The organism is Larkinella ripae (assembly GCF_054780775.1).
This window is the reverse complement of the sequence record NZ_BAAGVR010000017.1, coordinates 278,889-301,342: the sequence shown is the minus strand read 5'-3', so window position 1 is coordinate 301,342 and position 22,454 is coordinate 278,889. Positions and strand designations below refer to the sequence as shown.

At 54.3% G+C, this 22,454-nt stretch carries 16 protein-coding genes; 11 read left to right on the top strand and 5 right to left on the bottom strand.

The genetic code is table 11. The features are described from left to right. Positions 1-72 precede the first annotated feature (72 nt). The 5 genes from ACYVHX_RS10525 (at position 73) to ACYVHX_RS10505 (ending at position 8,270) form a co-directional block, all read left to right on the top strand. On the top strand, positions 73-1,707 hold the full coding sequence (locus ACYVHX_RS10525; protein ID WP_460671585.1) for a sodium/sugar symporter: 1,635 nt from the start codon (positions 73-75) through the stop codon (positions 1,705-1,707). A 148-nt stretch (positions 1,708-1,855) separates the two neighbouring features. Further along, a complete protein-coding gene (locus ACYVHX_RS10520) occupies positions 1,856-2,500 on the top strand; it encodes a hypothetical protein (RefSeq protein ID WP_460671584.1) in 645 nt (214 codons plus the stop codon). A 114-nt stretch (positions 2,501-2,614) separates the two neighbouring features. Next, entirely contained in the window at positions 2,615-3,607 is a 993-nt protein-coding gene (locus ACYVHX_RS10515; RefSeq protein WP_460671583.1) for an aspartate-semialdehyde dehydrogenase, read from the top strand. A 241-nt stretch (positions 3,608-3,848) separates the two neighbouring features. Next, positions 3,849-6,557 (top strand): TonB-dependent receptor, encoded by a 2,709-nt coding sequence (locus tag ACYVHX_RS10510; RefSeq protein ID WP_460671582.1) that lies wholly within the window; start codon positions 3,849-3,851, stop codon positions 6,555-6,557. A gap of 105 nt (positions 6,558-6,662) precedes the next feature. After that, the gene (locus ACYVHX_RS10505; RefSeq protein WP_460671581.1) at positions 6,663-8,270 is read left to right on the top strand and encodes a M28 family metallopeptidase; all 1,608 of its coding nucleotides are present in this window, start codon (positions 6,663-6,665) and stop codon (positions 8,268-8,270) included. Positions 8,271-8,384: 114 nt separating this feature from the next. On the opposite strand, the gene ACYVHX_RS10500 is transcribed toward ACYVHX_RS10505, so the two are convergent. The 3 genes from ACYVHX_RS10500 to ACYVHX_RS10490 form a co-directional block, all read right to left on the bottom strand. Then, the gene (locus ACYVHX_RS10500) at positions 8,385-9,311 is read right to left on the bottom strand and encodes a sugar phosphate isomerase/epimerase family protein (RefSeq protein ID WP_460671580.1); all 927 of its coding nucleotides are present in this window, start codon (positions 9,309-9,311) and stop codon (positions 8,385-8,387) included. Positions 9,312-9,316: 5 nt separating this feature from the next. Beyond that, positions 9,317-10,606: a Gfo/Idh/MocA family protein gene (locus ACYVHX_RS10495; RefSeq protein ID WP_460671579.1), complete on the bottom strand. Its 1,290-nt coding sequence runs from the start codon at positions 10,604-10,606 to the stop codon at positions 9,317-9,319. Between the two features lie 189 nt (positions 10,607-10,795). Further along, a complete protein-coding gene (locus ACYVHX_RS10490) occupies positions 10,796-11,467 on the bottom strand; it encodes a hypothetical protein (RefSeq protein ID WP_460671578.1) in 672 nt (223 codons plus the stop codon). Positions 11,468-11,642: 175 nt separating this feature from the next. Between ACYVHX_RS10490 and ACYVHX_RS10485 the strand changes: the two genes are divergently transcribed. The 5 genes from ACYVHX_RS10485 to ACYVHX_RS10465 all read left to right on the top strand — a co-directional run bounded on the left by ACYVHX_RS10485 (position 11,643) and on the right by ACYVHX_RS10465 (position 17,333). After that, positions 11,643-12,683, top strand: coding sequence for an oxidoreductase (locus tag ACYVHX_RS10485; RefSeq protein ID WP_460671577.1), 1,041 nt, complete (start codon positions 11,643-11,645; stop codon positions 12,681-12,683). A gap of 127 nt (positions 12,684-12,810) precedes the next feature. Then, positions 12,811-13,278 (top strand): MarR family winged helix-turn-helix transcriptional regulator, encoded by a 468-nt coding sequence (locus tag ACYVHX_RS10480; protein WP_460671576.1) that lies wholly within the window; start codon positions 12,811-12,813, stop codon positions 13,276-13,278. A 122-nt stretch (positions 13,279-13,400) separates the two neighbouring features. After that, positions 13,401-15,869 carry a 3-hydroxyacyl-CoA dehydrogenase/enoyl-CoA hydratase family protein gene (locus ACYVHX_RS10475; protein WP_460671575.1) on the top strand — a complete coding sequence of 823 codons (2,469 nt, stop codon included), beginning with the start codon at positions 13,401-13,403 and terminating at the stop codon, positions 15,867-15,869. Beyond that, a complete protein-coding gene (locus ACYVHX_RS10470; protein ID WP_460671574.1) occupies positions 15,866-15,961 on the top strand; it encodes a four helix bundle protein in 96 nt (31 codons plus the stop codon). The genes ACYVHX_RS10475 and ACYVHX_RS10470 overlap by 4 nt, the downstream gene beginning before the upstream one ends. A gap of 196 nt (positions 15,962-16,157) precedes the next feature. After that, entirely contained in the window at positions 16,158-17,333 is a 1,176-nt protein-coding gene (locus ACYVHX_RS10465) for an acetyl-CoA C-acyltransferase (protein WP_460671573.1), read from the top strand. 25 nt (positions 17,334-17,358) lie between these two features. Here ACYVHX_RS10465 and ACYVHX_RS10460 read toward each other — a convergent pair whose 3' ends face one another. Further along, entirely contained in the window at positions 17,359-19,398 is a 2,040-nt protein-coding gene (locus tag ACYVHX_RS10460; protein ID WP_460671572.1) for a LysM peptidoglycan-binding domain-containing protein, read from the bottom strand. 360 nt (positions 19,399-19,758) lie between these two features. Between ACYVHX_RS10460 and ACYVHX_RS10455 the strand changes: the two genes are divergently transcribed. Further along, positions 19,759-21,573 (top strand): acyl-CoA dehydrogenase family protein, encoded by a 1,815-nt coding sequence (locus ACYVHX_RS10455; RefSeq protein ID WP_460671571.1) that lies wholly within the window; start codon positions 19,759-19,761, stop codon positions 21,571-21,573. 102 nt (positions 21,574-21,675) lie between these two features. Here the strand turns inward: ACYVHX_RS10455 and ACYVHX_RS10450 are convergent, their stop codons facing one another. Then, positions 21,676-22,359, bottom strand: a complete 684-nt coding sequence (locus tag ACYVHX_RS10450) for a putative polyvalent protein kinase domain-containing protein (RefSeq protein WP_460671570.1) — start codon at positions 22,357-22,359, stop codon at positions 21,676-21,678. Positions 22,360-22,454 lie beyond the last annotated feature (95 nt).

Genomic DNA, 22,454 nt, shown 5'->3' with positions numbered 1-22,454 from the left:
AAACCGGCAGGGGTTGAAAACGAATGGAAATAGTTCTATTTTGCCGTTCTTTTGACATAAACCCACCGAGGAATGAACCACCTTCAACCCGCTGATTATGCGGTGTTCCTGCTGTACTTCATTGTTGTATCCGGCTATGGCTACTGGATTTACCGCCGGCGGAGATCGGCGGAAACCAATACCAAAGACTTTTTTCTGGCCGAAGGATCGCTGACGTGGTGGGCAATCGGCGCGTCGCTGATTGCGTCAAACATTTCCGCCGAACATTTCATCGGCATGGCCGGGTCCGGTTTTGCGATGGGACTGGCCATTTCTTCCTACGAATGGATTGCGGCTGCCGTGCTGATTATCGTGGCGGTTTATTTCATCCCGATTTACCTGAAAAATCACATTTACACCATGCCGCAGTTTCTGGCGCAGCGGTACAACGATACCGTCAGCACGATTCTGGCCATCTTCTGGCTGGTGGTTTATGTGCTGGTCAACCTGACGTCCATTCTGTACCTGGGGGCCATTGCCATCGAATCGCTGGCCGGTATTTCGTTCACCACCTGCACCATCGGGCTGGCCCTTTTTGCCATCATCATCACGCTGGGGGGCATGAAAGTCATTGGCTATACCGATGTTATTCAGGTTATTGTGCTTATTTGTGGCGGTTTGGTTGTTACCTACCTCGCTCTCCAACTGGTTTCCGAAAAACTCGGGCTGTCGGGTGTCTGGAACGGCCTGCTCTCGCTCCGCACCGAAGCCGATTCACATTTTCACATGTACTTTCCCGAAGGCCACCCGCATTACTATACCCTGCCCGGGATGGCGCTGGTGACGGGCGGGATGTGGGTGAATAACCTGTCGTACTGGGGCTGTAATCAATACATTGTGCAGCGGGCGCTGGGCGCCGACCTGAAAACCGCCCGGAGCGGAATTCTCTTTGCTGCTTTTCTGAAGCTGCTGATTCCGCTCATTGTGGTGATTCCCGGCATTGCGGCCTATGTGCTCTACAAAAACGGCACGTTCCAGGAGGCCATGACCGTCAACGGTGCGGCCCGGCCCGACAATGCGTACCCGGTTTTGATGAACCTCCTGCCAACGGGCATGAAAGGCCTGGCGTTTGCGGCTCTGACGGCGGCCGTGGTGGCGTCGCTGGCGGGCAAGTGCAACAGCATCTCGACCATTTTCACGCTCGACATTTACAAGAAATTTTTCGACAAAGATGCGTCGGAACAGAAACTGGTGCGGGTGGGCCGGTACGCGGTGGTGGTCGCGTTTGCCATTGCCATCGTTATCGCGCCCATGCTGCGGTCGTTCGATCAGGTCTATCAATATATTCAGGAGTACACCAATTTTGTTTCGCCGGGCGTCTTTGCCATTTTCCTGCTCGGTTTTTTCTGGAAACGCACCACCACCCGGGCGGCTCTGACCGCAGCGATTCTGAGCATTCCGCTGTCGGTTTTGCTTAAATTCTGGCCGGAAGTGATGGCGGTGTTTGGCGGTCAGGCGGGCGAAATTCCGTTTTTGCACCGGACCATGTGGGTATTTTGCCTGGATGTAGCCCTGATGGTGGTCGTCACGCTGACCGATCCGGCCAGCCACCACAACGAAAAGGGCCTGGAAATCGACCGGAAAATGTTTCGCGTCACACCGTCGTTCATTGCTGGCTCGGCCGTCATCCTGGCGGTTCTGGCGGTTTTATACAGCAACTTCTGGTGATTAATTCCACGGCTAAACTCGATAATCACCACGAACCGGTTTTTTGGCGAACACCACGGCATAATTAAATCCGTTCTAATAAAAATATAATCAAACTTTAATCATATATACAGCGTTCTTACGTAGATTTCCTTAAAAAATCTTGACGATGAAAACTCTGTACTTTTTATTACTGGCGTGGCCTGTGGGAGTCTGGGCACAATCGCAACCGTTGAAACCCATCGAAACCGTTACTAATTCGGTTCCGGTTTATACCCAATACGGGTACCGCACACATTCGTCATCCAACTATTTATACGACGGCATCGAAGTCCGCCGGCCAACCGAGTTAGGCCAGTACATCCTGGCATCCGGCGATCCGGACGCGATTCGGGAATACCGCCAGTTCAAAGGCGGGCGCGAATTAGGAACGGGTCTGCTGGCGGTCGGTAGCGTCACCACGCTGGTGGGCATGATCATCACGGCCATTCCGAAAGAAGTGCCCTCCCAAAGCGACATTCCTAAAAACCTAACCTACTACAACGGCGCCTGGTACGGCAACGGCATGGTTTATTACGGAAATCCTTACGCGAATTCGGAGCCGCGAAAAGAAGTCCGCAAAGGTGGTGTTGCGACCCTGGCAACTGGTCTGAGCCTGGTTCTGGTGGGCTCGCTGATTCGCATGCCCGGTTTTCATTTCCGCCGTTCCGTTCAGTACTACAACAAATCGCTGCGGAATAACGACGTTTCGATCCGGCTCGAACCGCGCTGGGAATCCACCCATTCGGGCGTGGGGCTGGTCGCCCGGTTTTGACACTGAGCGAATTATCCGGATATTTTTACAATTCTTTCCCCGATCTCTCGGCATTTCTCCGTATTTTTGCACCCAATTTTTAAGCATCGTTTCACTTAATTATTCGGTACAAAAATGAAAATTGCAGTAGTTGGAGCAACCGGCCTCGTCGGTGGTGAAATCCTGAAAGTGCTCGAAGAGCGTAACTTCCCGGTAACGGAACTGATTCCTGTCGCGTCTGAACGCTCGGTGGGTAAACAGATTACGTTCAAGGGTAAACCGGTTACGATCGTGAGCTTCGAGGATGCCATCGCGGCCAAACCCGCTATTGCGATTTTCTCGGCCGGGGGCGGCACCTCGCTCAAACTGGCTCCGCAGTTTGCCGAAGCGGGCATTACCGTGGTTGACAATTCCTCCGCCTGGCGGATGGACCCGACTAAAAAACTGGTCGTACCGGAAATTAACGCCAACACCCTGACGCCGGAAGACAAAATCATCGCCAACCCCAACTGTTCGACCATTCAGATGGTGGTGGTGCTGAACCCGCTGCATAAAAAATACGGTGTGAAGCGCGTCGTGGTTTCAACGTATCAGTCCGTCACCGGCACCGGTAAAGCCGCCGTCGATCAGTTGTTCGCCGAGCGCTCGGGCGATCAATCGACCACGAAGGTGTATCCGCACCAGATCGACCTCAACGTGTTGCCGCACATCGACGTTTTCCTGGACAACGGCTACACGAAAGAGGAAATGAAGATGGTGAACGAAACCAAGAAAATCATGGGTGATGACGCCATTCAGGTAACGGCCACGACGGTCCGGATTCCGACGATTGGCGGTCACTCCGAAGCCGTCAACATCGAGTTCGAGAATGATTATGAGGTAGCTGAAGTCGTCCGGATTCTGGGCGAAGCCGAGGGCGTCATCGTGCAGGACGATCCGAAAAATTACCTTTACCCGATGCCGCTGACGGCGCACGGCAAAGACGAGGTGTTCGTGGGCCGGATCCGGCGCGACGAAAGCCAGTCGAACACGCTCAACCTGTGGATCGTTGCCGATAACCTGCGCAAAGGCGCGGCTACCAACGCCGTTCAGATCGCGGAATATTTAGCGGCAAACAATTTGGTCTAACATCCAGTTATATGCATATAAGCCTGTTGGCCTACCGGCTGACAGGCTTTTTTGTTTCTGGTCTCCTCTACTTAGAAATACACCGTACAAATCCGTTCAGATTCGGAATAACTCCCGTAGTTATTCCAAAAAACTGCCGGCAAAGCCGTTTCAGCCGGCTTTTCGGCAAAAGACGGTTTTTTCCGGAATTTTTAAAACGTGCGTACACCTATTGATTAGATCCAATTTTACTTACCACACAATGAAGACGTATTCGGTTTCTTTTTTGATGATTTGTGCCGGTTGTTTTGTGTTGAATACCGTCTATGCCCAACAGCCCGCACCGGTTTCCAATGCCATCATTCAGGGAATTGGACTGGAACCGGACACCACCCAGCCCGCAGCCGCGACGCGCCCGGATACGACCCAGTATAATGTGGCCGATCGGCCGGACACGGTTCGCTCGCTGAACCCGGCCGCCACCGCGCAACCCGCACTTCCGGCCGCCGGAACCCCGGCGCAGACCGGGGTTCCGCAGACACCACCAGCCACCACCCGGCCCACGACCACCGAAACCGTACTGGGGAGCGGGCGCATCAGCGGGAAACTGATCACTCCGCAGGCCGGTAAAAATCAGCCGGTCGAATTTGCCAGCATTGGCCTGTTTCGCTCGCGGGATTCGAGTTCGGTGACGGGCGCGCTTACCGACGAAAAAGGCTTTTTCCAGATCGCAAACCTGGCCCCCGACGCCTATTACATCCTAATCCAGAGCCTCGGTTTTGCCGCCAAGCGGATTCCGCGCATTGTGCTCAGCGTGGACAAACCGACCGTCGATCTGGGAAATATTTTATTGACCGAAACCGCCAAACAACTCCAGGAAGTGACCGTTCAGGGGCAGCGGCAGGCTTACGAATATTCGCTCGACCGCAAGATCGTGAACGTCGATCAGTTGCCGATTGCGCAGGGCGGTTCGGCCATTGACATTCTGCAGAATGTGCCGTCGGTGACGGTGGATGTGGACGGAACGCTGAGTTTGCGCGGCAGCAGCAACGTCATTGTGCTGGTTGACGGAAAACCGTCGGGTCTGACCGGCCTCGACCGCCAGGCCATTCTGGACCAGATTCCGGCCAGCAACATCGAACGCATTGAGATGATTACCAATCCTTCGTCGCGCTTCGATGCCGACGGAGCCGCCGGAATTATCAACATTGTCTTGAAAAAAGAACGCGGACCCGGTTTTAACGGCAACGTGCAGCTCAACGTCGGAACGCGCGACAAATACAACGCGTCGATCAACCTGAATTCGCGGTTTAAGAAACTGAACCTGTTCAGCAGCTACAATTTCCGGGCGGACCAGCGGTTTCAATACCGGGTATCGGATCGGCAGAACATTTTTGAGGATTCCATCAGCTACCTGGCCCAGCGCAACGACGCCATTCGCCGGCGGGTGAACAACAACCTGCGGTTTGGTTTTGACTATACGCTGTCGGCCCGCGACAACATCACGGCTTCGATTTTGTACCGGCCCGAATACAGCCGCGATACAGAAGTGGAAGTGTTTAATACCCAGAACGAAAACCGGGTTTCGCTGGGCCAGACCATCCGGACCACCGAAGAAACCGAGCCGGAGCGCGGGCTGGACTACGCCTTTGGCTACCGCCGAACGTTCGACAAACAGGGGCGTGAGCTAACGTTCGACGCAACTATGTCGAATAACCGGGGCACGGAATACCAGAGTTTCACAAACGAAACGACCTTGCCCGAAAACCTGTTGACCCCCAACTTTCTGATTGGTCAGCAGCGCGCCGACAATGGCCGGGAAAACCGGGTGGCGGTTTTGCAGCTGGATTTTGTGGAACCGGTCAAAGACAAGAAAAAACTGGAGGCCGGTTTGAAACACACGTACCGGCGACTGGCGTCGGATTATACGTTTGAGAACCTGCTGAACGGCACCTGGACGCCCAATCCAATCTTCAGCAATAACTTTATTTACGACGAGCGCACGAGCGCGGCTTACGCCAACTTTGGCAACGAAATTCAGAAATTCAGCTATCAGGTGGGCTTACGGACGGAGTACACGGCCATCGAAACCGACCAGCGAACGACGAACATACAAAACCGGCGCGACTACATTTACCTGTTTCCCAGCGTTTTCCTCAACTACAACGCCAGCGAATCGCAGAAGATGCAGATCAATTACAGCCGGCGCATCAACCGCCCTTCGACCTGGGACCTGAACCCGTTCATCGACTTGTCGGACCCGCTGAACATCCGGTTCGGAAATCCAAACCTGAACCCGGAACTGATCAATTCGTTTGAAATCAGCCATTTGCTGTACGGCAAAAATACGACCCTAACCTCGTCGCTCTTTTACCGCCAGACGAACAATGAAATCACCCGCTACCGGACCCTGCGACCCGACGGAATCACGGAACAAACCTCGCTGAACCTGAACCGCTCGCAGAATTACGGCCTGGAAATCGTGTTGAGTCAGGATATTACGCGCTGGTGGAAAGTAAACGGTAACTTTTCGTTTTTCCAGCGAAACATTCAGGCCAGCGCCGATATACCGGGCATTCTGACCCGCACGAACCGGAGCTGGACCGCCCGCGTGACCTCGAACATGAATCCCAAAAAAGGAACGGATATTCAGGTAGCCGCCAACTACCGCTCGCCGTTCATCGTGGCGCAGGGCACCATCAAGAGCTTCTTCAATGTGGATCTGGGCGTTAAACAAAACATCCTGAAAGGACGGGGCACGGTTAGCCTGCGCGTCAGCGATATTTTCAACACGCTACAGTTCCAGAACGAAAGCTTCGGGCCCAATTTTGTGTCCACCAGCCGCAACAAACGCGAAAGCCGCATCGGTTTCATTGGTTTCAGTTACCGGCTGAGCAAGCAGGTGGTGCGCGAAAAAGAACGCGATTCGGACCGCGAACGGGATGACACACCGGGCGAAAATGAGTTCTAACGCACCTACGGACCGCAGTTGTGCCAATCTCTATCGCAGAAATGCTTAAATTGGGCCTACATTTTACCAATTAGGCATCACGGACCAAAGTCCGTGGATACGGATATGCGACTTCTTGCTTTAGGTTTTCTGCTGGCCGGGCAAACCGCTTTTGCCACCGCCGATAGTATTGCGATTGCGGGTAAAGCGTTTACCAGACACATTCAGGTGCTGGCTTCGGATGCGTACGAAGGACGAAAACCGGGTACGGCGGGGGAAGAAAAAACCGTCCAGTACCTGAAAACCGCCTTTCAGAAAGCGGGGCTGCAACCGGGCAATGGCCCGAGCTATTTTCAGGACGTGCCGATGGTGACCATCGCTTCCAAACCGGCGGGGCCGCTCGTCCTGACGGGTAAAACCGGCACGGTTTCGCTTAAAAATCTGGACGATTTCGTGGCCACCTCCCCGCACGTTCAGAAACAGGCAAAAGTGACGGACTCGGAGCTGGTGTTTGTCGGCTACGGCATTGTTGCCCCCGAATTCAAGTGGAACGACTACGCGGGACTGGATGTAAAAGGCAAAACCGTGGTGGTGATGGTCAACGATCCGGGTCTGGTCGACAGCACCCTGTTCAAAGGAAATACCATGACCTACTACGGCCGCTGGACCTACAAATACGAGGAAGCCGCCCGACAGGGAGCCGCCGGGGTGCTGATTGTCCACGAATCGAGAGCCGCCAGTTACGGCTGGTCGGTGGTGCGCAGCAGTTTCTCGAAATCAAAATTGTATCTGGAAACCGCCGACGGCAACCGGTCCAAGGCAGTCATGGAAGGCTGGCTGACGCTCGATGCGGCCAAAAGCCTGTTCAAGCTCGCGGGCGTGTCGCCGGAACTGTTTCGGGAAGCGGGCGTACGTGGTTTCAAGGCCGTGCCGCTGGGCATCCGGACATCACTCGTAATCGACAACCAGATCACCCGATCGATGTCGAAAAATGTACTCGCCCTGCTGCCCGGCACCACCCGTAAAAACGAATACATCATTTACAGTTCGCACTGGGATCATCTGGGCAAAGGCGAAGCGATCAAAGGCGACTCCATTTACAACGGCGCGTCGGACAACGCATCGGGCACGGCGGCTTTGCTGGAACTGGCCGAAACCTTTGCCAGGCTCAGGAAAAAACCGGCTCGCTCTATTCTGTTTCTGGCCGTCACGGCGGAAGAACAGGGTTTGCTGGGTTCGGAATTTTACGCGACCCACCCGGTTTTTCCGCTCAACAAAACCGTTGCCAACATCAACATGGACGCCTTTATTCCGATTGGCCGAACCAAAGATGTGGTGCTGGTCGGCAAAGGGCAATCCGATCTGGAGGATTACGCTGCGGCTGAGGCTGCCCGGCAGGGCCGGACCATCCGGGGCGATTTCAATCCGTCGGCGGGCAGTTATTTCCGCTCCGATCACTTCAATTTCGCCAAAGTCGGCGTTCCGGCTTTGTACCTGAAAACCGGCGTGAATTCGGTGAAAAACGGGGAAGCCTGGGGCAAAGCGCAACTCGAAGACCACAACCTGAACCGCTACCACGCGCCCTCCGACGAATACTCATCATCCTGGGATTTGTCGGGCATCCTCGAAGACATGCAACTGCTGTTCAACGTCGGCTACCGGCTGAGCAACGAAACGACTTTCCCCGGCTGGAAAACCGGCTCGGAGTTTAAGGCCATTCGGAAGAAGAAATAGGGTTTCGGTTTACGGTTTTCAGTGTTCGGTTTACGCTGGGCCGACGTTTCAGTTTACGGCAGAGAACCGCACCGAAACGTCGGCCCGGCGAATACTGAAAACCGGACACCGACTTCAGGCTTTAAAGATCGCGTCCATTTTTTCGCGAATCGTGAGCAGCCGGGTGCGGTCGCCCCCGTTGACCTCGGCCGAAGCCCAGCCCGAATACCCGATTTTCTGAAGGGCCTTGTTCACCTCCGGCCAGTTGCAGTCGCCTTCCATAAATTCGACATCGAAGCCTTTCCACAGCCCTTCCTCCTGCTGCTTTTTCAGGCTGAATTCTTTTAAATCCAGTTTCAGAATCCGCTTGTCGAGTGTTTCGATCCAGTGGGCGGGCCAGCCGTAGCGCAGAATGTTCCCCACGTCGAAATACCAGCCGACCATCGGGTGCTTAAACTCGTCGACAAAGCGGGCGGCTTCCAGCGGGCTGATCAGAAAGCTGTTCCAGACGTTCTCAAACGCAATTTTCACCCCGGTTTTTTCGGCCACGGGCAGCAGCTTTTTGATTTCTTCCCGGCAGCGCTTGTAAGCATCTTCGTAGCTCACATCGGCTTTTACCACGCCCGGAACCAGCAAAACCGTGGTGCCGCCGTACTGTTTCGTGTCCTGCAACGATTTTTTCATCGCTTCCACACAGGCAGTCCGCACGCCCGGATTAGGGTCGGAAAGCGGTGATTTCCAATGAAACGAGTTCACCGTGCCGGGCAGTTCCAGGCCGGTTTTGTCGCGGGCGTTCAGCACCTCTTTCATATCGAGGTCGTTGGGCGTATCCAGCTCCACGCCGTCGTAGCCCAGGTCCTTCAGCAGTTTAAATTTGTCGAGGATCGACAAATCCTCCTTCACCATCCCCCATTTCAGGCTTTTTTTCACCATCGGCTGGGCGGCAACGGTTTTGGCGGGCGGGTGGACGAACGGTTTCAGCGCGGTTGGTGCCGCTTCGACGGCCGCAAAACCGCCCACGGCGGCCAGCGAGCCGTTTTTCAGGAATTCTCTACGGTGCATGGGTTTCAGGAGAAGGTGGTGATACCGGGTTTGGCGACTTCCACAACCGGCGGGGTCATTTCAAAACTATAGGTGTCGGGACCCAACTTCTCCGTCGAATTCATCGCTTCGTCCCAGGTGATTCGCCGGCCGGTATAGGCCGCCATCCGGCCCATAATGCCCAGCAGCGTGCTGTTGGCCATCGCTTCGCCGTGATTGATGACATCGCCTTTCCGGATGGCCGCAAACAGCTCATCGTGTTCGGTCTGGTACATATCGTTCGCAACGCCGTTGTATTTCCACTTTTTCCGGCCGGTAATTTCGTGCACATTCCGCGACACGTTCGCCACCGCCCGGCCTTTCGTGCCCAGCGCTTCGCACATGTAACTTCCTTCGCAATTGACCTGCTGGCGGCTGAAATGGAAGCCTTTGGCACCGTCTTCGTATTCGTACGTAATGGCAAAGTGATCGTAAATATTGCCGTAAATCGGCTCGACGCGGACCTGTCGCCCTCCGGTTCCGGCGGCCGAGAGTGGCAGCTTGTCGCCAAAGGCCCACGACATCATATCGACGCTGTGAATGGCCTGCTCAACCAGGTGGTCGCCCGACAGCCAGGTGTAGTAATACCAGTTTCGGAACACGTATTCGGCATCGGTCCATTCCGGTTTTCGCGGGTGTGACCAAACCGTACCCGTGTTGTAGGTATTATAGGCGGTGATGACGTCGCCAATCGCGCCGTCCTGAATTTTGTCAAAGATCGCCCGCTTGGGTTCGTGAAACCGCCAGCAGAACCCCGACATCACCGAAATCTTCTTTTCCTTGGCAATCTTGGCCGCTTCCAGAATCTTCCGGACACCGGGCGCATCGACCGCCATCGGTTTTTCGCAGAAAACGTGTTTTCCGGCTTCAACGGTGGCCATCAGGTGTTCGGGCCGGAAATGCGGTGGCGTGGCCAGAATAACGACATCGACGCCGGAATCCAGTACCTTTTTATACGCATCAAATCCGATGAATTTGTGCTCCTGATCCACTTTGACGCGATCGCCGTGAATTTTCCGCAGGTTCGTCAGCGAATCCTCCAGTCTGTCGCTGAAAATATCGCCAACGGCGTGCAATACCACGTTCTGATCGGCTTTCAGGGCCTGCATAGCCGCCCCGGAGCCGCGGCCTCCGCAGCCAATCAGGCCCACTTTCAGGGTGTCGGTGTTGGTGCCGGCAAAAGCGCGTTGGGGATGTAAAATGGCAACCGAAGGCAACACGCTACTAGCCAGCGCCATACCGGTCATTTTCAGTACGTCTCGACGGGAAGTATTCATAAGAAAGGAGGTTTAGGGCTCGACAAAAATCAGCTCAATTTAGCTTGAAATATACCCAGTCTGAGCGGGAAAGTCAACAAAAAGCCCAAACTGGCTTTGCATCCATACGGTTTTCGATTCGGAGCGCCTGAAAGCATCAAACCCGCAACATAGCCATGCTGCGGGTTTGGTGGTGTGCATTTCGTAGTCTTATTTCCCTTTTTTCGCCGAATCTTTGGCGTTCCAGCTTACCTTGAACTTGCCGTCGGTAATGGTGATTTCGCCACTGCCTTCGGTGCGTTTGGTGTTGTCGTGGTCGTGCGGGCCCGATTTGGTGAGCATGCCGCCACCAGCGGCCGTGATGGCTTTGTCTTCCAGATTTTGACGCAGGCCAAAACCGGACATGGTGGCCAGCGCCCGTTTTTTGTAACTGACTTCTTTCAATGTCGCTTCAAATGTGCCCTCGATGCTGTTGTCGGTCACGCTCGTGATGGTCACGGTTCCTTTCCACGACTCACCGTCGCGGAACGCGTGGCCCAGCCCCTTGGATTCTTCCGTATAATCGACCAGCGCCCAGATCACGTTGCCATTCGATTCTTTGTATTTCGCTTCCATCTCCCGGTCGTTTTCGGCAATCACCGGATACGTACCCGGTTTTAGCTGATCGAGGTACACAAGGCGAATCCAGGTCTGAACATCCGGGCTCACATTCATTCCGGCAATGGCCAGGTATTTAACCCCCGTAAAGGGGATATTTAACCGCTGGGCTTTGGCCTGCCACTCTTTCCCGTTAATTTTGGCCGAAACCGTATTTTCCGAGGCCTGGCCGTAGGTCAGTACGCTCCAGCCGAAGGTTAGAATAAGGGCGAAAATCTTTTTCATAAATAGTTCAATTCGTTGCTGTTATGGGTAATGAAAACAAACATACATGAAACGGTTGCAAGTCGGTTAACCGTTTACGAAATGCCGTTTACAAAAATAGATCGTCGGCACGGTTCTCCCTTCCAAAACCGGTCTGTATTGCCATTTTCCGTCGTTAAAACCGCTCTTTTTCTGTATGAAACTGCTTTGGCTCCTGCTGTTTTTCCCTTCCGTTCTGATGGCCCAATGGCAACCCCAGACCAGCGGCACCGACGCCAGTTTCCGGGCCGTGAGCGCGGTGAGCCGGAAGGTGGTCTGGGTGGGCGGCAGCAAAGGCACGTTTGTCCGCACGACCAATGGCGGCAAGACCTGGCAGGCCGGAACCGTGCCGGGGGCCGAAACCTGTGATTTTCGGGATGTTCACGCCTTCAGCGCGAAAGAAGCGATTCTGATGGCGGCCGGTCCCGCCGAAAAAGGCCAGGCCCGGATTTACCGAACCAACAACGGCGGCAAAACCTGGCAACTGGCTTACCAGACGAGCCAGGCCGGGGTGTTTTTCGACGGAATCGACTTCTGGAACCGCTGGGAAGGCATGGCGTTCAGCGATCCGGTCAACGGCAAATGGTACATCCTGACCACCACCAACGGCGGAAAAAACTGGAAGCGGGTTTCGTCCGATAAGCTCCCGTTACTGCAAACCGGCGAAGCGGCTTTTGCGGCCAGCGGAACCAGCCTGATTACCAGGGGGTATAAATGGAAAACGTACAACTACCAGCGCGCCTGGATTGCGTCGGGCGGGGTCGGTAACGGGCGGATTTATTCGGTGCCCGCTCAGGATGCCAACTGGCAGGTTGCCGAAACGCCCATTCCGGCCGGGCCAACCGCCGGAATTTTCGGCTTGTGGTTCGATGCGCAGGGGCAGAACGGCATGGCCGTCGGGGGCGATTATAAAAACGAAAAAGGCGAATGGGCGAACGTGGCCATCACCACCGACGCGGGCAAAACCTGGACCGCCGGAGCGCCCACCAACCCACCCGGTTTGAAAGAAGGCATTGGCCGGTTGGGCGGCAAACGGCTCATTGCCGTCGGGCCATCCGGAACCGGTTATACCGACGATTTTGGCAAAACCTGGACCAAAATTGACGACTCGGCGTTCCACTCCATTTCCTGTGCGGGCGGCCAGTGCTGGGCCGTTGGGGCAAAAGGCGCTATTGCCGTCATCGGAACGGCGAAGTAACGGCTGGCGAATCCCGTTAACGCTGCTGTTTTATCCTGTTTTGTTTCTATTTCTTCGATAGTATGCTTGCATAATACCCATTAAAAATTGTAGCTTTACAGTTCGTGATTTACAACGCGGAACGGAGATGAAAAAGGAGAAAACCGTTGACTATCACATTAAAACGGGCTGGCACGCCATCTCACGGATGTACAATGCCTACGCAGCCCGCTACGACATGACGATGGCGATCGGCTACGTATTGCTGAACATCGACCTCGAACAGGGAACCCCCGCCACCAAAATTGGCCCTCTGCTGGGAATGGAGCCGCGCAGCCTCGTCCGGATGCTGAAAAGTCTGGAAGAGCGTAGCTGGATTCGGCGGGTGATTGACGAAAACGATAAGCGGTTTGTCCGGATTCTGCTCACCGATGCGGGCAAGGAAAAACGCGAAATTGCCCGCGAAGGCGTTATTCAGTTTAATAATGCCATTCGGGAAACCATTCCGCTTGAAAAACTGGTCGTTTTCTTCGATGTGATGAAGGAAATCAGCCGGCTGGTGGAAGATGAGAACGCTAAAATCAAAGCCAGCGGAGCGGATGAAATAATCGTCTGAACTCGGATTACGCAGATGAAGGGATTAACAGGAGATTAAGAGATTTAAAGCCATCGTACTTGTTAATCGCTTCATCTGCGTAATCCAAGTTCGAGACAATCCGAGTTCAGCATACAAACGCCATGCAAACAACCCTTTCCAAACCACAGTCTGAAGGCCGGAACCCGGCCCCAAAAAACCGCAGCATCCGCCGGGTGGCCGTCTTAGGCTCTGGAATCATGGGGTCGCGGATTGCGGCCCATTTTGCCAACATCGGCGTCGAAGTGCTGCTGCTGGACATTGCGCCCACCGCCCTGACGCCCGCCGAAGAAGCCAAAGGATTATCGCTCGATAAACCCGCCGTTCGCAACCGGATTGTGAACGAGGCTTTTCAAAATTTACTGAAAGCCAGTCCGGCGGCTCTGTACAGCCCTAAGTTTGCCGAGCGGATTACGCTGGGTACCTTCGATGACAATCTGAAAGATCTTGGCAAATACGACTGGATTATCGAAGTGGTGGTGGAGCGGCTGGACATCAAGCGGTCGCTGTACGACCGCGTCGAGCAGCACCGAAAACCGGGTACGCTGATTACGTCGAACACCTCCGGGATTCCGATGCACCTGCTGACGGAAGGCCGTAGCGAGGATTTTCGGCGGAATTTCTGCGGAACCCACTTCTTCAACCCGCCCCGCTACCTGCGGCTGCTCGAAATCATTCCCGGCCCGGATACGGACCCCGCAATCATCGACTTTCTGATGAAATACGGTGATTTGTACCTGGGAAAAACCACGGTTTTGTGCAAAGACACTCCCGCGTTCATCGCCAACCGGCTCGGTATTTACGCCATGATCCAGACCATTCGCGTGGCCGAAGAAATGGGCCTGACGGTGGAGGAAGTCGATAAGCTGACGGGGCCGGTGGTCGGCCGGCCGAAATCGGGAACGTTCCGCTTATCGGATGTGGTCGGGCTGGATACGACGGTCAATGTGGCGACAAATCTGCTGAAAGTCCTGACCAACGACGAGTCAAAAGACGGTTTTCAACTGCCGTCGGCCATCCAGAAATTGATGGAAAACAAATGGCTGGGCGATAAAACCGGGCAGGGTTTCTACAAGAAAATCAAGAACGAAAAAGGCCAGTCGGTTATTCTGGCGCTCGATTTGAAGACGTTTGAGTACAAACCGTCGCAAAAGGGAACGGGGGCGGCCATCCGCTTTGCCACGCTGGAAGGCACCAAAGGCATCGACAACCTGAAGAAGCGGTTTTCGGTTCTGCTGGCGGGCTCGGATCAGGCCGGGGAGTTTTACCGCAAAACGTTCGCCGATCAGTTCCGGTACGCCAGTTACCGCATCCCCGAAGTAGCCGACGAACTGTACCGCATTGATGCCGCCATCACGGCCGGTTTTGGCTGGCAACTGGGCCTGTTCGAAACCTGGGATGCCCTTGGCGTTCGGAAAGGGATCGAGTTAATCGAGTCACTGGGTCAAAAACCGGCGCCCTGGGTGTATGAGATGCTCGAAGCCGGTTTTGAAAGTTTTTATAAAATCGAAGGTGGAGCCCGGAAGTATTACGACATTCCGACGAAGAGTTACCAGGCCATTCCGGGCACGGAGCAGTTCATTCTGCTGGAAAATTTTTCCAATAACGTAGTTTGGAAAAACGCCGGTTCAGTGCTTTATGATCTCGGCGACGGGATTCTGAATCTCGAATTCCGCAGCAAGATGAACACGATGGGCGCCGAAGTGATCGAAGGCATCAACAAAGCCATCAGTCTGGCGGAGAAGGACTTTCGTGGTCTGGTGGTCGGCAATGAATCCACGGAGGCCTTTTCGGCGGGTGCAAATCTGGCGACCCTGTTCATGTTTGCGATCGAGCAGGAATTTGACGAAATTAATCTGATGATTGCGCAGTTTCAGCAAACGATGATGCGGGCGCGGTATTCGTCGATTCCGGTGGTGGGTGTTCCGCATTCGCTGGCGCTCGGCGGGGGTTGCGAACTCAACCTGCACTGTGACCGCGTGGTGGCGCATTCCGAATTGTACATGGGGCTGGTGGAAGTGGGCGTCGGGGTCATTCCGGCGGGGGGTGGCACGAAAGAAATGGCCGCCCGCGCGAGCGATCTGTACCAAACCGGCGACCCGGAACTGAACATCCTGCAAAGCATTTTCATGAACATCGCGACGGCTAAGGTGTCCACTTCGGCGCAGGAAGCCCGCGACATGAATTACCTGCTGCCCACGGCCCAGATCGTGCTGAACCGCAGCCGTCTGATTGCCGAAGCCAAGCAGGTCGCCATTGAGCTGGCCGAAAACGGGTATACGCAACCCAAACCGCGCAAGGACATTAAAGTGCAGGGGAAAACCGGGATTGCCTTGTTCAAAGCCGGGATTACGGCGATGCGCATGGGTCGTTACATTTCCGACCACGACCAGAAGATTGCCGAAAAACTGGCGTACGTGATCTGTGGTGGGGACCTGAGCACCCCGCAAACCGTATCCGAGCACTACCTGATCGATCTGGAACGGGAAGCCTTCCTGTCGCTAACGGGTGAGCGAAAAACGCTGGAACGGATGCAGGGATTATTGAACGGGGGAAAACCGCCGAGGAATTGATTTTTGGACAAGAATCCAATATCGCCGAAGGATCAGGACGCGGAAGTAATAAAGAATTTACTCGTTTCTTGTCGGTCTCACTTGCCTCATAAGTCAGAAACACAATTGACCGTAGCCCATCGGCTGGAATTTCTGTCCGAATCATTGATAGAAAGAAATAACCGAAAAACGGCATGAAAGACAGAAAAGGATAGTCTCGTTGCATCGGAAACTTGAAAATAATTTTTCATCCCAGCGCCGAGACATTCTGTTGTCTTTTGTCCCTTTTCTCTTTAATCTACTAACACCATGGACGCATACATTGTAGCTGGATATAGAACCGCCGTCGGGAAGGCTCCCCGCGGAGGACTGCGACTGACCCGCCCGGACGATCTGGCGGCTGAAGTCATCAAACATTTGCTGGCGCAGGTGCCAAACTTCGATCCGGCCCGCGTCGATGACCTCATCGTTGGCAATGCCGTGCCGGAAGCCGAACAGGGTATGCAGATTGCCCGGTACATCGCGCTGCTGTCGCTCCCCAACAGCGTACCGGGCATGACCATCAACCGGTATTGCGGATCAGGGCTGGAAGCCATTGCGATCGCGTCGGCTAAAATTCATGCCGGACTGGTCGACTGCATCATTGCGGGCGGAACCGAGTCCATGTCGCTGGTGCCGGTGATGGGCTGGAAAACCGCCCTGAATTTCGAGATTGCGCAGAAAAACCCGGATTATTACATCGGCATGGGCCTGACCGCCGAGCAGGTGGCCGACCAGTTCAAGATCAGCCGGGAAGCGCAGGATCAGTTTGCTTACGAATCGCACCAGAAAGCCCTGGCGGCTCAGGCAGCCGGAAAGTTCGACGGCGAAATTGTGCCGATCACGGTAAAGGAAACGTATTTTGACGCGGATGCGGGCAAGAAGAAATCCCGCGAATGGACCGTCGGCAAGGACGAAGGCCCACGGGCCGATACGAGTTTTGAAGCCCTGAATAAACTAAAACCGGTTTTTGCCGCGGGTGGCTCGGTCACGGCCGGAAACTCCTCGCAGACCTCCGACGGAGCCGCGTTTGTCATCGTCATGTCCGAAAAACTGGTCAACGAGCTGGGACTGAAACCCAAAGCCCGGATGATGTCGTACGCGGCCGCCGGGGTCGAGCCGCGCATCATGGGCATCGGACCGGTCAACGCCATTCCGCTGGCCCTGAAAAAAGCCGGTTTGCAACAGGACGATATTGACCAGATTGAACTCAACGAAGCCTTTGCGGCTCAATCACTGGCGGTTATTCAGGAACTCGGCCTTGATCGCAGCAAGATCAACCCGAACGGCGGAGCCATCGCGCTGGGTCATGCGCTGGGCTCGACGGGCGCCCGCTTATCGGTGCAGTTGTTAAATGAAATGGAACGACAGAACCAGAAATACGGCATGGTTTCGGCCTGTGTCGGTGGTGGTCAGGGCGTTGCCGGCGTTTTCGAACGACTTTAGTGGAAAGGGAGCCAGGCGGCTCCCTTTACTTTTTCCAAACCACCAGGCGCGCGCCGACAATGGCCGTCAGACCGGGTAAATGATTCCATTGCTGAATCTGCTCCGGTTTTACGTGATAGCGCAAACCAATCCGGTACAGATTTTCACCAGCCTTCACGACGTGAGTGATTTGGTCGGCTGAGCGGGCGGGCGATCCGTCAGAAACCGTTGATGTTGGACCTTCACCAGAAGGGAGTACCGCCGGTTTGGCCGCAACGTTCTTCATCGGGGAAAGTGCCGGTTTGACAAGCGGTTTTTTGGCCGGGGCCGGTTTGGCCGCCAGCGGAATCAGGCCTTTTTTGGTGGGCGTTTTCGACTGATCAATCAGTAAAAGTTGCCCCGAACGCAGGGGTTTAGCCGCCGATAAATTATTCCACACGTAGAGCTGCGCGACCGTCACCTTGTATTTCCGGGCCACGGTGAGGTACGTATCCGTTTTTTCCGCAATGTGCATAATCAGCGGACCGCTTCCTTCTTCCGACTCGTCTTCAGCCAGCTTTTCCGGTGCCTTATTTTCCGTCAGAGCCACGGGCTGAATCATTTTCGTGGCCCCCGACCGAAACCGTGGGGCTTCCGGTTCGTTCAAGGCCGCAATCAGGCTGTCCAGCGTCGCCAGCGTTTTTCGGCTCGGCACGTTGGCCGGCGGTTTTTCAGCCTGGGCAATCCGTTCTTCCGTCGGATGCTTTTGGGTCGAATCCGGCTTGTTAACCACCAGAACCGGCGCCGTTTGCGGAACTGCCGGAGCGGATTCAGGCTGTTTGGGCGACCGGTAATATTCGATGGGCAGGGTGGATGGGCGTTTCCGCTGAAGCCATAAAATTCGGGCGACGGCGGGTTGTTGCTCCGGATTCACCCCGTTATAGTCGATCAGTTTCTGAAGTTTAATTCCGTATTGTTGCGCAATGGCCCACAGCGACTGTCCCCGGCGAACAATATGGAACGGAACGTTGGCCCGTTTGCTTTTTTTGCGCAGGTAATAAATTTCACCAGCCACAATCGGGCGGTCGCTGCGCAGGTCATTGTACTTTTCAAACTTTCGTACGTTTAGTTTACCCGCGTAGGCCAGCGTAATCCGGTTATCGTACAGTTGGGCCTGAATTCCTTTTTTGCCGTTGATCTGGTAAAAAATGCCACCCCGATTGCCCGATTCTGCGCTCCGTTGCAAAACCGGAAAACCGGCATCCTGCAAATCCGCCGGTTTCTCGTCACCCGGATTGGCCTGACGTTTTAACGCAGCGTACTGATCCAGCGTCACCGGAACATAAACCGTATAGTTCTCCGCATCGGGCACCCGGGGCGCTTTCAGCCAGCTATTACACGGATCAAGACTGGCCGCGTCGATCCGGCAATACTCCGCAATTTGGGATAGACTTTTGCCTTTTGACTCCTTATACGAAAACAAAATTTTCTGGTTTTGAGGAGTATACACCGACATGGCTCGTTCCAGCACAATTTTAGAAGCCAGCAACCGAATCAAAAATTCGTCCTGTGTGTCTCGCAGCGCATAGATCCTGCCCTCTCCCGGTTCCTGGGTCAGCGTCTGCGCCGTGTCGGCCCGTAGCAGCTGATCATAGCCATGCACAACCGACACCCAGTTCGGTTTGCGCTGATGCAACTGCTTCAGGCGACTGATCACCGCCAGCGTAGCCCGCGCCGGATGAAGGCGTTCGTCCACGAAAGCGTCGATGCGAAGCTCACGCGGTTTTAGATTTCCCAACGCCCAAAAACCGGTCGAAGGCGCGTCGGCAGCCGTGCCCCGGTCGTAAAGGGCCAGAAACAGAAAATCATCGGATAACGAATGTTGCGCCAGCAGGGGTCTGATAACCGGAAAATACAAATTCATTTTTTCCAGCTTTGCCATCACCAGCGCCCGGTTGACATACAGCAATTCGGCTTCCTGCTGCACAAAATGCTGGGTAGCTTCGGTCAGGTGAATCGTTACCCCGGCGAATTCCAGTTGATTGCCGATCCGGGGAACACCCTGCGCTTTGCCCTCTCCCCAGCATAGCGAAATACTTAAACTCAAGCCAAGGAATCGTCTGATTACTGACGCATTCAGGACGAATCGGGCCCCTGTTGGTCTGACTCTATTTTCCTGGTTCATAACTAGATACTAATCACAGACGAAATATACTGTTAAATAATATATGTACAACCAATTGTGAGATTAATTTTATTCATCCGGCTCAAAAACTGCTGCTGATCCAGGAAGCCAACCTACTCCAAAAGGCCGCGTTTGCTGGTACAGAACCGGTTTTTAGTCAATAAAACCGGAAAAGAATCAAATTAAAACCCGTATGCTTGCATACTATTTTTACTTTTTTTACATTTGTCAACTGAAGGTATATCCGGATGCCAGCCTAAAAAACCCTTTGATCTATACGTCATGATTGCCACGGAACATAAAGCATCGCTCAAAGGCGGAGAGTTTCTGATCAAGGAAACGGACGCTTCGCAGGTGTTCATTCCCGAAGAGTTTTCGGAAGAACAACAAATGATTGCCGCAACGTGCCGCGAATTTCTGGAGCGCGAAATCTGGCCCCGGCTGGATGAAATCGATCACGCCAAATCGCCGGAGCTGATTGCATCGCTGATGGATAAAGCCGGTGAACTGGGCCTGCTTGGCACCTCGGTGCCGGAGGAGTTTGGCGGTTTTGGTACGAATTTCAATACCTCCATGCTGGTGACCGAAGTAACCGGCGCCGGGCATTCCTTTTCCGTGGCCTTGTCGGCGCATACCGGCATTGGCACCCTGCCCATTGTGTATTACGGCAACAACGAGCAAAAAGCGAAATACCTGCCCAAACTGGCAACCGGCGAGTGGAAAGCGGCCTATTGCCTGACAGAGCCCGACGCGGGTTCGGATGCCAATTCGGGCAAAACGAAGGCCATCCTGTCGGAAGATGGAAAACATTACATCATCAACGGCCAGAAAATGTGGATATCGAACGGCGGTTTTGCCGATCTGTTCATTGTTTTCGCCAAAGTTGACGATGGCAATGGCCAGGTGGATAAGAACCTGAGCGCGTTCATTATCGAAAAAGAGTTCGGCGGGATGACCATGAACGAGCCCGAGCACAAAATGGGCATCAAAGGCTCCGACACCCGCCAGATTTTCTTCAACGATTGCAAAGTGCCGGTCGAAAACCTTCTTTCGACGCGGGGCAACGGGTTTAAAATTGCCGTCAATATTCTGAACGTCGGCCGGATTAAACTGGGTGTTGCCGCCGTCGGCGGAGCCAAAGAAGTGATTAACAACGCCACCCGGTATGCCAACGAGCGCAAACAGTTTGGAACGCCGATTTCCGGTTTTGGCGCCATCAAGCACAAACTGGCCGAAATGGCGATCAAAGTCTATGCCTGCGAAACCGCCTGTTACCGCGCCGGACAGAACATCGACGATCTGATTGAGAGCCTGAAAGCCAGCGGAATGAGCGACGCGGACGCCAAGCTCAAAGCCCTGGAACAGTTTGCCATTGAGTGCGCCATGATGAAGGTTCACGGTTCCGAAATGCTGGATTACGTGGTCGATGAGGGGGTTCAGATTTACGGCGGGATGGGCTACTCGGCCGATGCGCCGATGGACCGGGCCTACCGCGACGCCCGGATTAACCGAATTTTTGAAGGCACGAACGAGATCAACCGGATGCTCACCGTCGATATGATTCTGAAACGGACCATGAAGGGCGAACTCGACCTGATGGGTCCGGCCACGGCGGTTGCCAAAGAAATCATGTCGATTCCCGACTTCGGCGCCGACGAGAATGAAACCCTATTTGCCGCCGAAAAGAAGGTGCTGCGGAACCTGAAAAAAGCCATCCTGATGGTGGCCGGAGCCGCCGTTCAGAAGCTCATGATGAAGCTGTCGGACGAACAGGAAATTCTGATGAACCTGGCCGATATGGTGATTGAGGTTTACGTAGCCGAGTCGGTTTTGCTGCGGGTCGAAAAGCTGATCGGTACGAAAGGGGAATCGGGCGTCGCGCTTCAGAAGGACCTCGCGCTGGTGTATCTGCACGAAGCGGTGGAGAAAATCAACAATGCCGGCCGGGCCGCGATTAGCTCCTTCGCCGAAAGTGACGAACTCCGCGTGATGCTGATGGGCCTGAAACGGTTTACGAAAATCGAACCGCTGAACTTGAAAGAAACCCGCCGTCGCATTGCCGATGCGATGATTGCGGAAAATAAATACATTTTCTAAGAAACTCAGGCTGAGCGGTTTTCTGAAAAACCGCCTGCCGGACGATCAACTTCTAAACTAAAAACCAAACTGTATAAGCCGACTGCGGGTTCGCGGTCGGCTTTATTGTTTCTTTGGAATCAGGTAAATAACCGGATCAAAAATCAGTAAATCGCCCTCCGAATCCACCAATACGTTTTCATCATGGAGATCTTCTACCAGAATTGGTAACAGCAGGTGCCTGTAATTGTCTTGTTTTAGGCGCCTAAAACCCCTGTTGCTCATTTCCTCTTCTACCTCCTCGCGCGTAGCACCACGGACGGCCCGGATTGCCTTTTGGGAAATAACGGCCTGAAGCTCCGAATCGACTTCCATTAGCCCTTCAAACTGCATCGCCGTTTCCGGGAACAACCAGTTGTGCAGAACTAATCGGTGGAAATAGTCCAACCAGCTCGTGTGGTAAATCAGGTTATTACGCTTGTAAACCCAGCCGGCTTCCGCATAAAGCTGGTGTTCTCCGCCCTCTATTTCGCCCCCGGCCTTCCATTTGGCGGTAAAGAGACTTTCAGTATGCAGGCAATCCCTTTCGACCGCCCACTGGTACACCGATTCCGCTTCAAGCGGACGGATTAGTTGGCTGACGGTCCAGCGTTCGTCCTCGCTCGCTGGCTCCGCTTGCTCACTTGCCGGACCTGTGCGGTGAATTCTTCGGACGACATCAAGGACTGCCCGGAGATTTTTTTGTTTAATCGAGCGCTCTGCTGCTTGTGGTACTCGTTCAGGTCGGTACGTTCGTTCATGATTCATGCATTTGCCTGCTAGCAAGTTCGCTACTTTTCTGGTCTGTTTCAATCCCCGTCTGTTCCGCCAACGGCGTTGATTACCAACCGGAACCCGCCATT